This is a genomic window from Amycolatopsis vancoresmycina, from assembly GCF_000716785.1.
GTDB classification, from domain to species: Bacteria; Actinomycetota; Actinomycetes; order Mycobacteriales; family Pseudonocardiaceae; genus Amycolatopsis; species Amycolatopsis vancoresmycina.
The window spans coordinates 1,191,350-1,205,147 of record NZ_JNYY01000001.1 but is presented as its reverse complement, the minus strand read 5'-3'; the positions used below and the strand labels follow the sequence as shown (position 1 = coordinate 1,205,147).

Here is a 13,798-nt window from a genome sequence, read left to right as displayed (position 1 = left end):
TTGCCGAGGTTCCAGACCGGGGTCGGCGAGATCGCCGCGCAGATCACCGGGGCGGAGGAGATCCTGTTCGGGCTCGCCCGCCGGGCCGACGAGGGCGACCCGGCCGCGGCGGCGCAGGCGGGGGTGGCGAAGGTGCTCGCGACGCGGCTGCTCATCGAGGCGGTGGAACAGGCCGTCGCGCTGACCGGCAATCCCGGGCTGACCCGGACCAACTCGCTGCAGCGGCACTACCGCGGCGTGTTGTGCAGCCGGGTCCACAACCCGCAGGACGACGCCGTCCTGACCGGGCTGGGCCGGTCCATCCTCGCCTGAACTCGGTCCGGGGAGAAACCCGTGTCCCTTTCCCGCACCGACGTACACCTCGCCACGGGACCATCGCGCAAACCCGCGAGGCGACCCGATCTGCGGCGGTGGATCAGTCCGGTGGTCCGCGTTCGCGGTGTCGCTCGGCCGGGTTCGCGCTCGACGCGGTCGCCGGGGTCCTGCTCGGCATCGTCTCCGGGCTGTCGCGCTGGGGCGAGGCGCTGGTCGACCCGCCGGTGCAGATGCTGCGCACGCTGCGATCAGCGCCACCGTGGTTCCGTTCTGGACATACGCCGGCAGATCGAGACGCAAGCTTCAGCCACGGGAACGTCTATTCGGGCTGGGTGACGGCGATCGTGCGGGGACCACCGCGGACAGCGTGCTCCCCGCACGATCGCGCTCAGCTCAGCGGTACACCCAGCCGGAGGCGAGGAGGTTCCCCGCGTCGTCGCGAAGTTCGACGAGGATCCGGTCGGCTCCGCCGGGGACGTCCGCCTTGAGTTCGAGCTTGACCGGCACCGTGGTGTTGCATTTCAGGCTCGTGCTCCGGTAGTCGAGCCTGTGGCTGGGGCCCGCGTATGTGGCGGCGTAGGCCCGCACGCATCCAACGGCGTGCAGGGTTCCTTCGACCAGGGCGGAGCGCGCGTAGAAATAGGGCGTGAAGTCGAAGTAGCTCTCGTCGGCGGTGCTGGAGCCGACCTCGAGCCGGGTGGCCGGAGCGGCGGCAGCCGTGGACGGGGCCGCGACGGCCGAAGGTGCCACGGAAACGAGCGTTGCCGCCGCGACGGCCGCGGCGACTGCCGCGCGGTGCCGGGCGCTCGGACGGGTGCGGAGTGCGAACATGACGAGTATTCCCCTTCTTTGAAGATCCCGGACATCGATGCCCGGAAAACGAGGTGATCGTGAACCTGTCTCGAGTTGGCTCGTTCGTTCAGGTCACGCCGGAGGTCGCCGCGCCGAGGGAGGCAACCAGGTTCGCGGAGGTCAGCACCACCCCGCATCGCCGGGCGGCGTAGTCCAGGGCCTGCTGGTGCAAGGCGGGGGTGAAGTCCGCGATCGCGTCGGCGACCAGGAACGGCTGGATGTCGTTCGTGAAGGCGTCACAGGCGGTGAGCAGGCAACCGATGTGTGCGTACACACCACAGATGATGAGCTGGTCGCGTCCGCTGCGGTGGAGGAACTCGAGCAGGGGAGTGCGGTGGAAAGCGCTGTAGCGCGTCTTGATGAAGACATGGTCGTGCGTCGTCGGGGTGAGCCGGCCGACGACACGCCGGTGTCGCGGTTCGCGCGACATCCCGGGGCCCCAGAAGTCCTTCAGCAAGCCGCGGTCGGCGTCGCTCATGTCGCCGGGTTGGACGCTGAACGACACGGGCATGCCGCGTTCGGTGCACAGTTCCCGCAACACCTGGATGTTGGAAAGCAAATCGGTTGTCGGGGAGGCGTGCGCCGGGAACGGGTCGAGGAAGTACCGCTGGAGGTCGTGGACCAGCAGCACCGCGCGGTCCGGGTCGACGGTCCAGGTGACCTGGTTGTCCGGCAGCTCGCCGGCCAGTGGCATGGGGTACGGGGCGATCTCGGGGATGCTCATGGGTGATGTCTCCGCGCTCCGGTCGGCTGGTCGTACGTGCGGCCCCAGGCGTCCACGACGAGCATGGCTTGGTGTGGGTTGAGCCGGGGATCGCAGAAACTCGTGTAGTTCTCGGCGCCGTGTGCCGTCGCCGGCTCGTCCGTGACGCACTCGTGGACGGCATCGGGCGTGGTTTCCAGGTGGAGGCCACCGCCGCCGGAAGGTACGGCTTCCCGGAAGGCTCGCACTTCGTGCGTGATGGTCGCCAGGAAGCGGGTCTTGCCGCCGTCCGGTGTGGTGACAGTGTTCCCGTGCATCGGATCACACAGCCAGATCACGGGATGGCCCGCCGCGCGCACGCCGGACACGAGCCCGGGCAGCCGATCGGACACCAGGTCCGCGCCCAGGCGGGCGATCAGCGTCAACCGGCCCGGCTCGCGACCGGGATCGAGCCGCTCGCACAGCGCCACCAGTTCGGCGGAAGTCATGCTCGGGCCGACTTTGCACGCCACCGGGTTGGCCACGCCGGCCAAGAGGGCGACGTGGGCACCGTCGAGCTGCCGGGTCCGGTCGCCGATCCACGGCCAGTGCGTCGAACTGAGAAACAAGCGATCGTCGTCGGTGCGCCGGAGCAGCGGCAGCTCGTAATCGAGCACGAGTGCCTCGTGGCTGGTCCACACCCGGGACGCGGGTACCTCGTCACGCAGCAACCCCACCGCCGTCCTGCTCGCCCAGTAGCAGCTCAGCATTCGCATCGGATCCGGCTGTCTGCTGCGCCGGTCGGGAGCGGGCAGGTTGACCAGGTGGCCGCGAAACGCGGGCAGTTCCACGTCACCACAGCGTTCGGCAGGCCGCGAGCGAGGTTTGGCGAACTGGCCGGCGATCCGCCCGATCCGCAGGACCGGTTTGCCGGTGTGCAAGCGCATCGCGCCGGCCACCGTGTCGAGCAACGCGACCTTTCGCTCGATCGACCGCGGCGTGCACTCCCCGGGATCCTCCGCGCAGTCGCCTGCCTGGATGACCGTGGAATGTCCGGTGTGGACACCGGCGAGGGCGGCGCGCAGCATCCGCACCTCGTCCCACGGCACGAGGCCGGGCAGGTGGGCGATGTCGGACTGGACCTGCTCGGCCAGTTCCGCGTCGGCCCATTCGGGTTGCTGCAGAGCCGGCCTGGAATTGATGTCGTCCAGCTCGCCCGGAGTCAGAAAGGGAAAACCGACTCGATGTCGGGTTGAAATCGTCATAGCGGCTGTCCCGTCGGCTTCCTGCGTTTGTCGACACGGTAACGAGCATCCGGCCGGTCGGCCAACCACTCGCACAGGTAGTTGCCGGACCGGTCGCCGGGTTCGAGGCTTTGGGCATGGGCAAAGGAACCGTGGATCAACTGCTGCGGCGGAACGCACCTTTCGCGCTGCTGCACCGGCCGGCCGTCGGCGGTGGGCGCGAAATCGAGTTCCTCTCCGGCGAGGTGGCCGAGATCCGTTCTCTGCAGGATCTCCCGCCGGCGGGTGAGCGCTCGCGAGCAGGCCATGAGACGCTGGCGATGATCCCGTTCCGGCAGATCGCCGAGCGCGGGTTCGCCTGCGTGGACGACGGTGCGCCGTTGCTCGCCATGCGGGTGCGCGAGCAGGGCCGGATGTCGCTCGATGACGTCTTCCGGTGGCTTCCCGACGAACCCGTCGCCGTGACCGACGGCCGCTTCGACCTGACCGACGACGAGTACGCGGACCTGGCCCGGGCGGTCGTTCGCCAGGAAATAGGAACCGGACAGGGTGCGAACTTCGTGCTGCGGCGCACGTACGCCGCGACCATTGCCGATTTTTCCACCCGGAAAGCGCTGGCGATCTTCCGTCGGCTGCTCACCCACGAGTTCGGCGCCTACTGGACATTCCTTTTCCACACCGGATCGCGGACATTCATCGGAGCCACCCCGGAACGGCACGTCAGTGTCGCCGGCGGGGCGATGATCATGAGTCCGATCAGCGGAACGTACCGTTATCCGCCCACCGGGCCGACCGTTCCCGGTTTGCTGGATTTCCTCGCCGACCAGAAGGAGATCGACGAGCTGTCCATGGTCGTCGACGAGGAGCTGAAGATGATGGCCCGGCTCTGCGTCGACGGCGTCCGCGTCTCGGGCCCCTACCTGCGGGAGATGGCCCGGGTGGCGCACACCGAATACCGGGTGCACGGGCGGACCCCCGGGGACGTGCGCCACATCCTCCACGAGACGATGTTCGCGCCGACCGTCACCGGCAGCCCGCTCGAGAACGCCTGCCAGGTCCTGTCCCGCCACGAACGGACCGGCCGCGGCTACTACAGCGGGGTGGTGGCGCTGCTGGGAACCGGCACGGCCGGTGGACCGGTGCTCGACTCGTCGATCGTCATCCGGACCGCCGAGATCGCTGCGACCGGCCGGTTCCGGATCGGAGTCGGAGCGACGCTGGTCCGGCACTCGTGCCCGCGGAGCGAGGCAGCGGAGACGCGGGCGAAGGCCGCGGGACTGCTGAACGCGATGATGACCGGGGGGAGGGAGGCCCCAGGGCCTGGTCCGGCCGGACTTGCCGAGCTGAGTCCGGCCGTGCACCAGGCCCTGGGTGCGCGCACACCCGACCTGGCGCCGTTCTGGCTGGATCCGGACAGTGGCCGGCGGTCCGGCGACCTCGCCGGTCACACGGCGGTCGTGGTCGACGCCGAGGACACCTTCACGGCGATGCTCGCCTACCAGCTGCGGGCGCTCGGCCTCGCGGTCACGACGCGGCCCTTCGACGATGTCGGTGACACCGACGGCTTCGACCTCGTGGTCGTAGGGCCTGGTCCCGGCGACCCGCGGCACGTCCACCAACGCCGGCAGGCTGCGCTGCGCGCCATCACCGAGCGGCTGCTCGACAGCGGCCGGCCGTTCGTTTCGATCTGTCTCGGACACCAGATCCTGTGCGGGGTGCTCGGCTTTCCGGTCGTGCCGAAACGACCACCCGACCAGGGCCGCCGGATCGGGATCGACCTGTTCGGCCGGCACACGAAGGTCGGGTTCTACAACACGTTCGTCGCGCTCGCGGACCACGTGCCCGCCGTACCGGTCAGCGTGTGCGGGGACGCCGCCACCGGCGAGATACACGCACTGCGCGGCGAACGCTTCCGCAGTACGCAGTTCCACCCCGAATCCGTGCTCACCACCGACGGCGTGGACATCCTCGCCGACATGGTGGCACCGCTGCTGCACGCGACAACCGCAAGGGGAGCAACCCGATGAGCACACTGATCGTCAGCAACCAGCGGTCCGAGGACATGATGGGCGACCCGGAGTCCGTCTCACCCCGGTACAGCCGGTACGTGGGCAACCAGGCGGCCCGGATGGCGTGGTGCCTCACCCCGGGAGACATCCTGGTGCTGCCGATTGCGCCGTGCGAGCCGCACCTCCGCTATGTCCTGGACTTCATGGAAGTGGACCCGGCGACCGTGCACGTGGTCGTACCGCCGCCCGGCCGGTTCGGCGACGGCGTCCTCGGCCGGGACCGCCTCGGCCACCCGGAGTTCCTGGCTCGGCTTCGGGATCTGGTGGCGGCGACCCGGGTCGACACAGTCGTTCCGTTCCACTTCGACGAGGCCGTCATCAAACTGGCTCGCGACCTCGGAATCGGCAGTGCCACACCGGGTTTCGGGTTCCTGGCCCAGTGCGGCGGCAAGCTGCTGAACAGCAAGGCGGCGTTCCGGGCCATCGCATCCGGGATCGAGGTGCCGGTTCCGGAGGGGATCGTGACCGAGCACCGGGCGGACGCGGAGAGCTACGCCGGGAGGATGCTTTCCGCCGGCCGGGCGGTGATCGTCAAACAGGATTTCCAGAAGGACAACGAAGGGCACGTGATCCTCAGCCCGGCCGCCGGTGTGCCCCCGCTCGGCGCGCACCGGGTCGAGGTGCTCGCGGACCGCGCCGCCGTGTCGGCTCACTTCGGCGTCAACTGGGCGCGGTACTCGGACTGCGGCCGGCAGCGGGTGGTGATCGAGCACTACCTCGTCGAGTCGACCTCCGTCTACGTCGAGCTGCTCGTGACCGATTCCGGCATCAGACTGGTCGGACACGGGCAGCTGCGTCTCGAACCGGTCCTCAACGGACTCGTCATCCCCGCACCGGCCGCGGCACTGCCCGCGTTCGCCGCGTTCCTCGCGCACGCGGAACGGCTGGGCAAAGCGGTCCGGGGGCTGGGGTACCGCGGGACGATGAGTGTCGACGGCGTGGTCGCGCCGAGCGGCGACATCCTGGTCAACGAGTTCAACTGCCGGACCAACGGCTCCACGCACATCCACCTGATCGGCGAGCAGGTCGTCGGCGCCGGGTACCTCGCCGACCGGGTGATCGTCGAGCTGCGCCAGTGCTCCTTCACCTCGTTCGAGGACGCGCTGCGCGGCCTCACCGAGCGCGGCCTGGCTTACGACCGGACGACCCGGCGCGGTGTGATCATCTCGGTCCACGACCACGTCCCGGAAGGCGCGTCCGGGGAGTTGCTGCTCGTCGCCGCGGACGGGCCCGAGGCGGAGAAGCTGGAGGCCGAGGTCGCCGAGCTGTTCGGCGCGCACCGATGAGCGGGTCGGGCTACCGGCGGCTGCTGAGCCGGCGGTTCTTCCGGTGGGTGCTGGTGGCCACGGCCGGGAAGGTGCCGATCGCGATGGCGTCGATCGGCATGGTGTTCCTCGTGCGCGAACTGCCGGGTGGGTACACCCTGGGCGCCTCGCTCGCCGCCACCTACGTCCTGGGTGAGGTTGTGGGTGCGCCGGTGCTGGGCCTGTGGCTGACCCCCGAGACGACGCGCCGGCACCTCGCACTGGGCATGCTGGTCGGCGCGGCCGCGTTCGGCGGCCTGGTGCTGGCCCGTACCGCGTCGCCCGCGTTGCTGGTGATCTGCGCCTTCTTCGCCGGGGCGGGGCCCGCGGCGAGCCCGGGCGGGCTGCGCACGCTCATCACGAGCGCGGTGCCGGATCAGGACGCGGCACCCGCTCTCAGCGTCGAAGCAGCCCTCACCCAGACGATCTGGGCCGCCGCACCCGGCTTGGTCGTGCTCATGGCACTGCGGGTCGGTCCGGGCGCGCCGCTGCTCATCGCCGCGGGCTGTGCCGTGGTTGCGGCGCTGTTGCTCGTCCGAATGCCGCCCGGATCGCCTCGGGCGGAGGACGAGCGGCACGCACGGCCGCTGTTGCGCTCCTTGGCCGCGGCGTGGCCGATATACGTCACCAGCGCCGCGTCCATGGCGCTGCTCGCGTCAGCCGAACTCGCCCTGCCCGCGCTGCTGGAGTACCGGCAGCTGGCCGTGGGCTGGGCCGGACCGTTGCTCATGACGTTCTCGATCGTGACCGCTGCCGGCTCGCTCTGCTACGGGTTGCGCACCTGGCCGGGCAGCCCGGCCAGGCAGACGCTGACGATGCTCGGCGCCACGTCCGTCGCCGTTCTCTCGGTCGCCGTCCTCCCCGGCCTGCCGGGCATCTGGCTCGGCCTGCTGTGCGCGGGCCTGCTCCAGGCCGGGACCATGGTCGCGCGCAACCTCTGGCTCCGGGAACGACTGCCCGGCCGGATGCACACGGCCGGTTACTCGATCGGCTACGCCGTCCAGGGGGCCGGCTACAGCGTCACGGCGACCACGGTCGGACTCGTGCTCAGCGCCTCGACGCCGCCGGCGGCGGTGTTGTGCTGCGTGGCCATCGCGCTGCTGTTGGTCGGGGCGAGTGCGGTCGCCGCGTCCCGCGCGAATCCCCGGGTCCGGGTGGAGGCCTGACGTGCGCGCGGACGTGCGGAATTGGTTCCACCGGCGTACCTACCGGTCGCGGTGGAGCCCGGCGGCGCTGGCGGCGTGCAAGGAGGACCAGACCATCAGCGTGGTACTCCCGGCGCTGGACGAACAGGACACCGTCGGCGCCATCGTCACCACCCTGAAGGACGCCGTCGTCGACGAGGTTCCGCTGGTCGACGAGCTCGTGGTCGTCGACACGGGATCGACCGACGACACGGTCGCGGTGGCCACCGAGGCCGGCGCGCGGGTGGTGTCCGCCGGCGAGATCCGGCCCGAGCTTGGCCACCGGCCGGGCAAGGGGGAGGCGCTGTGGAAGTCGCAGTTCGTGACCTCGGGTGACATCGTCGTCTTCCTCGACTCCGACCTGATCGGCGTGGGACCGCACTATGTCGCCGGGCTCGTGGGGCCGCTGCTGGACGACCCGGCGGTGTCCTTCGTGAAGGCGTTCTTCGATCGTCCCGTGAACGGCGAGGGCAGTACGCAGGTCGGCGGTGGCCGGGTCACCGAGCTTGTCGCGCGTCCGTTGCTCAACCTGTACTGGCCCGAACTGTCCGGGGTGATCCAGCCATTGTCCGGACAGTGTGCCGGTCGCCGCTCGACACTCGAGCGGCTGCCGTTCGCCAGTGGCTACGGCGTCGAGATCGCCATGCTCCTGGACGCGCTGCACTTGGTCGGCCTCGACGGAATCGCCCAGGTCGATCTGGGCCGCCTGGAGCAGTCGTCCCACCAGTCCGTGGGGGACTTGGGGTTCATGGCCGCCACGATCATGCACACCGCGCTGCGCCGGTCGCCGGTGCGTCAGCTCGTGCCCTCCGCCGCCGACCTCACCCAGTTCTCCCGGCTCGACGGCCGGCAGGAAGAGCTCGTCCGGCCGGTACCCACGGCGGAGCGCCCGCCCGCGCGCTCGGTCGCGGCCCACCACCGCCGGATGGCATCAGCAGGAGCGGAGGTTTCGTGAATGAACACAAATCGTCTCGACGTCGGCAACGCCCTCACCACCCGGCATGGTGCCGAGGCCGCCCGGTCGTCGGAATTCGAGCTGCTCGGCCGGACTTGGACACTGCTGCCGGGCGTGTTCGCACCGACGTTGACGATGTCGACCACGCTGTTCACCGAATGGCTGCCCTACCCGGTGAACGGCAGTTTCCTCGAGGTGGGGACCGGCGCCGGGGTGACAGCGGTGTCAGCGGCGCTGCGTGGCTGTGCCACGGTCACCGCGGCCGACATCTCGGCCGCGGCGGCGGAGAACGCCAGGGCCAACGCGGAACGGCACGGCGTGCGCGACCGGGTCCGCGTGCTGCGGACCGACCTGTTCGACGCCATCGAGCCCGGTACGAGGTACGACGTGATCTTCTGGAACTCGAACGTGATCAACGCGCCGGACGAGTTCGCCTATACCGATGACCTGCAGTGGGCGTTCTTCGACCGGCACTACGACACCCACCGCAGGTACCTCGCGCAGGCGGGACGGTTCCTCGAGCCGGGCGGCCGGTTGTTCCTCGGCTTCAACAGCCTCGGCGACCGGGTGACGTTGACGGAGCTCGCCCGTGAGGCCGGCTTCGAGGTGCGGACCGCACGAACGACCCAGGGCCAGGTCGGCGACTTCCCGGTGGAGATCAGTCTGCTCGAGTTCGTGTAGTCCCCGGTGTTCCGGCATGAGCTGCCATCGCGACTCGGCGATGGCAGCTCATGCACGTGTGGCCGGCTACCGGGGGAGCCGACGGTGCACGTAGGCGGCCAGTTCGACCCGTGAGCGGACGCCGAGCTTGCGGAAGATGTTGCGCAGGTGGAAGTTCACGGTGTGTGGCGAGCGGTTCAGCCGCCTGGCCACCTGCTGGTTGGTGAGACCTTCGCTCACCAGCGCGGCCACGGTCCGTTCGGGTGGTGTGAGCTGCCTGCGTTCCTCCTTGGTGTCCGAGGTGTCCATTCCGCTCGACCCCTTCCCAGGTGCGTTGCCCATGGGATGACTCTGCGTCGTCAGTCCGGGGCGGATCTGCGGAAAACCTTGAACGGCGGCGCCACAGCCGCTTCAGTGGAGAGGAGGGCGACGCGTAGGGGGAACTTCATGGGTGTGCGGTTCGCACTCCTCGGTGCGGTGGAAGCGCAGGTCAGCGGCCGGTTGGTGGAGCTCGGCCATGCGCGTCAGCAGTGCGTGCTCACTGTTCTGCTGGTGGAAGCGAACAGGCCCGTCTCGATCGACCAGCTCACGGAGCGTGTCTGGGGTGGCAGTCCACCTGCCCGTGCCCGCGACACCCTCTACGGGTACGTTTCCCACCTGCGCCGGGTGTGCGCCGAGCTCGACGGCGCCGTCATCCGGCGGCGATCGGGTGGTTACGTCATCGACGTCGACCCGGCCGCCGTGGATCTGCACCGGTTCCGCGAGCTGGTGAGCCGGGCCCGGGCGGCCGAAGCCGGAGAGCAGGCGCACGAGCTGTTCGACGAGGCGCTCGGGCTCTGGCGCGGGGAACCGTTCGCAAACCTGGACACCTACTGGCTCAACGGTGTCCGCGAAGCGGTGCTGAACGAACGGCGGTCGGCCGAGCTGGACTACTACGACCTGCAGCTGCGCCAGGGCAACCACGCGGAGCTGCTGCCGACGTTGTCCACCCGGGCGCGGACGTACCCGCTGGACGAGCGCGTGGCAGGACAGCTGATGCTCGCCCTGTACCGGTGCGGCCGCCAGGCGGAGGCGCTCGACCACTACCGGAAGCTGCGCGCGCACCTCGTCAGCGACCTCGGCGCCGATCCAGGTCCTGAACTGCGCGAACTGCAGGGGCGGATCCTCCGCAACGACGCCGGCCTGGTGAACGCCGGCGACCGTGCCGGTGCTGCCAGACCGGCCGCGGGCTTCCCGGCGCCCAGGCAATTGCCGCCGGGCACGAGGCACTTCATCGGCCGGTCGGCCGAGCTCGAACGCTTGAACGGTGTGCTGCGGAGACGGCCGGAACCCGTCCAGACGGTGGTCATCACGGCCATCGACGGGGTCGGCGGCGTCGGCAAGACCGCGCTGGCGCTGCATTGGGCCGCCCAGCTGCGCACCGAGTTCCCGGACGGGATCCTGCACGTCAACCTGCGCGGGTACGACCCGGACAGCCCGCCGCTCGACCCGGCCGAGGTCCTGGAGAACTTCCTCCGGGCACTCAACGTGCCTCCGGAGAGGATCCCGCCGGGGCTGGACGCCCAGGCAGGGCTCTACCGTTCGCTGCTCGACGGTCGTCGGGTCCTCGTCGTCCTGGACAACGCGAAGTCGGCCGACCAGGTGACCCCGCTCCTGCCCGGGTCGCCGACCTGCCTGGTGCTCATCACCAGCCGCAACCGGATGAGCAAGCTGGCGATCCGGGAGGGGATCCACCGGGTCACCCTCGACGTGCTGCCGGACGCCGACGCACTGGCGCTTCTCGGGCACGTCATCGGAACCAGCGCCATCCACGCCGATCCGGAGGCGGCAGCCGACGTGGTGCGGTTCTGCGGTCGCCTGCCGCTGGCGCTGCGGATCGTCGCGGAGGGCATGTGCACCCGTCCCAGCACGACGCTCGCGGATCTGGCGGCGGAGCTGGCTGCCGAGAAGTCCCGGCTGGATCTGCTGGACACCGGCGACGACGAGTCGATGGCGGTGCGCACGGTGTTTTCCTGGTCGTACCGCGTGCTGTCGCCGGAGGCGGCCAGGGTGTTCCGGTTGCTCGGCCTGCACGCGGGTGGCACCGTCAGCCTGCCGGCGGCGGCGGCGATGACCGGGCTTCCCGAGGGGCGGGTGGGCCGCATCGTCAAGGCACTGGCGAACGTGCACCTCGTCGAGGAGACCACGCCGGGCAGGTACGAGTTCCACGACCTGCTTCGGTTGTACGCCTACGAACGCGCGTTCGAGGAGGAAACCGAGGCGGATCGGGTGGCGGCCGTCCACCGCATGCTGACCTGGTACAAGCTGTCGGCGGCCGCGGCGGACCGGCTCCTGATCCCCCAGCGCCTCAGCGTGGTGGGAGGGAACAGCCCGGACGTGCAGCCGCTCGACTTCACCGGGTACGACCAGGCGCTCGAATGGTGCGAGACGGAACGGGCCAACTTGGTCGCCGCGACCCGGCAGGCCTTCGACTGGCGTGAATACGAGACGGCGTGGCAGGTGCCCGCCGCGATGTGGAACTTCTTCTACCTCCGCAAACATTGGGCCGATCAGCTCGCGGTGTACACGACCGGCCTCGAGGCCGCACGCCGGTCGCAGAACGTCCTCGGTGAGGGGTGGTGTCTGGGCAGCCTCGGCTACGCGTACTGGGACTTCGGCTCGCACGAGCGGGCGATGGAGTACTTCGAGCAGGCCATGGCCACGTGCGAGCTGATCGGGCAGCGGATCAGCGAGGAGATCGCCGAGTTCGGCCGCTGCATCGTCCGGATGGGCATCGGTCTCGTCCGCGCCAGCCAGGGACGGTTCGACGAGGCGGTCGAACAACACCAGGCCGCCCTCGCGATCGCGCTGAAGACCGGCGACCGGTGGACGGAGGGCGCCGTTCTCGGTGGGCTGGGTGAAGCGTTCGCCGGCCTGCGGCGGTACGAGCAGGCGGTGAGCTGGTACGAACGCGCGCTCGACGTGCGACGCCAGATCGACGACCGGTGGGGCCAGGCATGGATGCTGCACGACCTCGGTGAGGTCAACTGCATGCTGGAAGATTTCGCCGCCGCGGTGGAGTACTACAAGATGGCACTGGACCTGCGGCGAGTGATCGGTGACCGCCAGGGCGAGGCGCGAACGTGGGACAGCATGGGTGACGCGGCCCGCCAGGCGGGTTCGATCGCCGTCGCCGTGGACCACTGGAACCAGGCGTTGACCATCTTCGACGATCTCGACGACCCTCAGGCCGGCGAAGTCAGCCGGAAGATCGGCGAGCTGGGCATCGAGCTATAGCGGCGGTCCCACCGGCAGGTCGCCGGATCGCAGCTCGATCTCGATGAGGCGGTTGTACTTCGCCACCCGCTCGCCGCCGGCCGGTGCGCCGGCCTTGATCTGCCCGACGCCGGTCGCCACCGCGAGGTCCGCGATGAAGGTGTCACCCGTCTCGCCCGAACGGTGCGAGATCATCGCCGTCCACCCGGCCTCTCTCGCGGCGGCAATCGCCTCCAGCGTCTCGGTGACCGTGCCGGCCTGGTTCGGTTTGATCAGCGCGGCGTTCCCCAACCCCGTCCCGGCGGCGTCCCGGATGTTCGCGGCCTGGGTGCCGAGTGCGGCATCCGCCACGAGCTGCAGGCGATCGCCGAGACGTGACCGCAGCAGCGCCCAGCCGTCGCGATCCGGTGCGGCCACCGCGTCCTCGACGCTGAAGACGAAGTACGTCCTCATCATCTGTTCGTACCGGTCGACGAGACCGGCCGTGCTCACCACGGGGCCGCCGAGGTCGTACCCACCGTCGGCGACGAGGTTGTCCGCCTCGGCGTCGATCGCGAGCCCTATCTGGGTCCCGGGTGTGTAACCGGCGTCGACCGTGGCCTCCAAGATCAACCGCAGCGCCTCCTCCGGTTCGACGATGTCCGGGGCGAACCCGCCTTCGTAGCCGAGGTTGATGTTCCCGTGGCCGCGCAGCACGTTGTGCCGGAGCATCGCGTAGATCTCGGCGCACCACCGGATCCCTTCGCGGATGCTCGGCGCGCCGACGGGTGCGATCATGAACTCGAGCATCCGCAGCCGGTTCGTCGCGTGGGCACCACCATTGACCACGTTGAAGAACGGCAGCGGAAGTCGTTCGGACGTACCCGCACAGCCGCTCAGCAACCGGTGCAGAGGCACACCGCGGTGCGCGGCGAGGGCCACGGCCGTCGCCTGCGACACACCCAGGGTGGCGTTCGCCCCGAGCCGGGACTTGTCGGCCGTGCCGTCGAGACTCGCCAGCGCGCGATCCAGCTCGGTCAGCCCGGTGAACCGCCGCCCGACGACGGCGTCCCGTATCTCGGTCTCGATGGTGCGACAGACGCCGAGCACGCCCAGGCCACCGAACCGGCGCGGATCGCCGTCGCGCCGCTCCACGCCGCCGTGTTTCCCCGGTGATCCACCGGACGGAACCTGGGTCGTCCCCGTGGCGCCGCCGCGGAACGTGACGGACACCGCGACCGTGGGCCGGCCACGGCTTTCCAGGATCTCCCACGCGGAGAGGTCGTCGATGACGAACAC

13 protein-coding genes and 1 pseudogene are annotated in these 13,798 nt (G+C 69.9%); 8 read left to right on the top strand and 6 right to left on the bottom strand.

What is annotated here, in order from left to right:
• Positions 1 to 312, top strand: coding sequence for an acyl-CoA dehydrogenase family protein (locus tag OO60_RS05165; RefSeq protein ID WP_003090483.1), 312 nt, complete (start codon positions 1 to 3; stop codon positions 310 to 312).
• A gap of 21 nt (positions 313 to 333) precedes the next feature.
• A pseudogene (locus tag OO60_RS48380) lies at positions 334 to 560 on the top strand (ABC transporter permease); the annotation flags it as partial.
• A 148-nt stretch (positions 561 to 708) separates the two neighbouring features.
• Here OO60_RS48380 and OO60_RS05160 read toward each other — a convergent pair.
• The 4 genes from OO60_RS05160 to OO60_RS47660 all read right to left on the bottom strand — a co-directional run bounded on the left by OO60_RS05160 (position 709) and on the right by OO60_RS47660 (position 3,737).
• On the bottom strand, positions 709 to 1,065 hold the full coding sequence (locus tag OO60_RS05160) for a hypothetical protein (RefSeq protein WP_155848929.1): 357 nt from the start codon (positions 1,063 to 1,065) through the stop codon (positions 709 to 711).
• Between the two features lie 169 nt (positions 1,066 to 1,234).
• A complete protein-coding gene (locus tag OO60_RS05155) occupies positions 1,235 to 1,891 on the bottom strand; it encodes an isochorismatase family protein (RefSeq protein ID WP_003090480.1) in 657 nt (218 codons plus the stop codon).
• Positions 1,888 to 3,114 (bottom strand): 3-deoxy-7-phosphoheptulonate synthase, encoded by a 1,227-nt coding sequence (locus OO60_RS05150; protein ID WP_081655880.1) that lies wholly within the window; start codon positions 3,112 to 3,114, stop codon positions 1,888 to 1,890. Before OO60_RS05150 ends, OO60_RS05155 begins: the two co-directional genes overlap by 4 nt.
• A complete protein-coding gene (locus OO60_RS47660) occupies positions 3,111 to 3,737 on the bottom strand; it encodes a hypothetical protein (protein ID WP_240490719.1) in 627 nt (208 codons plus the stop codon). Before OO60_RS47660 ends, OO60_RS05150 begins: the two co-directional genes overlap by 4 nt.
• On the opposite strand from OO60_RS47660, the gene OO60_RS05145 reads away from it, so the two are divergent.
• The 5 genes from OO60_RS05145 to OO60_RS05125 are packed head-to-tail and all read left to right on the top strand — an operon-like array spanning position 3,627 to position 9,286.
• Positions 3,627 to 5,120, top strand: a complete 1,494-nt coding sequence (locus OO60_RS05145) for an anthranilate synthase family protein (protein ID WP_240490718.1) — start codon at positions 3,627 to 3,629, stop codon at positions 5,118 to 5,120. The two genes, OO60_RS47660 and OO60_RS05145, sit on opposite strands and share 111 nt — an antisense overlap.
• Positions 5,117 to 6,448 (top strand): preATP grasp domain-containing protein, encoded by a 1,332-nt coding sequence (locus OO60_RS05140; protein WP_003090472.1) that lies wholly within the window; start codon positions 5,117 to 5,119, stop codon positions 6,446 to 6,448. The genes OO60_RS05145 and OO60_RS05140 overlap by 4 nt, the downstream gene beginning before the upstream one ends.
• On the top strand, positions 6,445 to 7,632 hold the full coding sequence (locus tag OO60_RS05135) for an MFS transporter (RefSeq protein ID WP_003090471.1): 1,188 nt from the start codon (positions 6,445 to 6,447) through the stop codon (positions 7,630 to 7,632). The genes OO60_RS05140 and OO60_RS05135 overlap by 4 nt, the downstream gene beginning before the upstream one ends.
• Before the next feature lies 1 nt (position 7,633).
• Positions 7,634 to 8,605, top strand: coding sequence for a glucosyl-3-phosphoglycerate synthase (locus tag OO60_RS05130; RefSeq protein ID WP_003090470.1), 972 nt, complete (start codon positions 7,634 to 7,636; stop codon positions 8,603 to 8,605).
• The gene (locus tag OO60_RS05125; protein WP_003090469.1) at positions 8,606 to 9,286 is read left to right on the top strand and encodes a methyltransferase; all 681 of its coding nucleotides are present in this window, start codon (positions 8,606 to 8,608) and stop codon (positions 9,284 to 9,286) included.
• A gap of 66 nt (positions 9,287 to 9,352) precedes the next feature.
• Here the strand turns inward: OO60_RS05125 and OO60_RS05120 are convergent, their stop codons facing one another.
• The gene (locus OO60_RS05120) at positions 9,353 to 9,607 is read right to left on the bottom strand and encodes a response regulator transcription factor (protein WP_155848928.1); all 255 of its coding nucleotides are present in this window, start codon (positions 9,605 to 9,607) and stop codon (positions 9,353 to 9,355) included.
• 111 nt (positions 9,608 to 9,718) lie between these two features.
• Here OO60_RS05120 and OO60_RS05115 point away from each other — a divergent pair, with 111 nt between their 5' ends.
• Positions 9,719 to 12,541 carry an AfsR/SARP family transcriptional regulator gene (locus OO60_RS05115; protein WP_162146227.1) on the top strand — a complete coding sequence of 941 codons (2,823 nt, stop codon included), beginning with the start codon at positions 9,719 to 9,721 and terminating at the stop codon, positions 12,539 to 12,541.
• On the opposite strand, the gene eno is transcribed toward OO60_RS05115, so the two are convergent.
• Entirely contained in the window at positions 12,536 to 13,798 is a 1,263-nt protein-coding gene (gene eno / locus OO60_RS05110; RefSeq protein WP_003090461.1) for a phosphopyruvate hydratase, read from the bottom strand. The two genes, OO60_RS05115 and eno, sit on opposite strands and share 6 nt — an antisense overlap.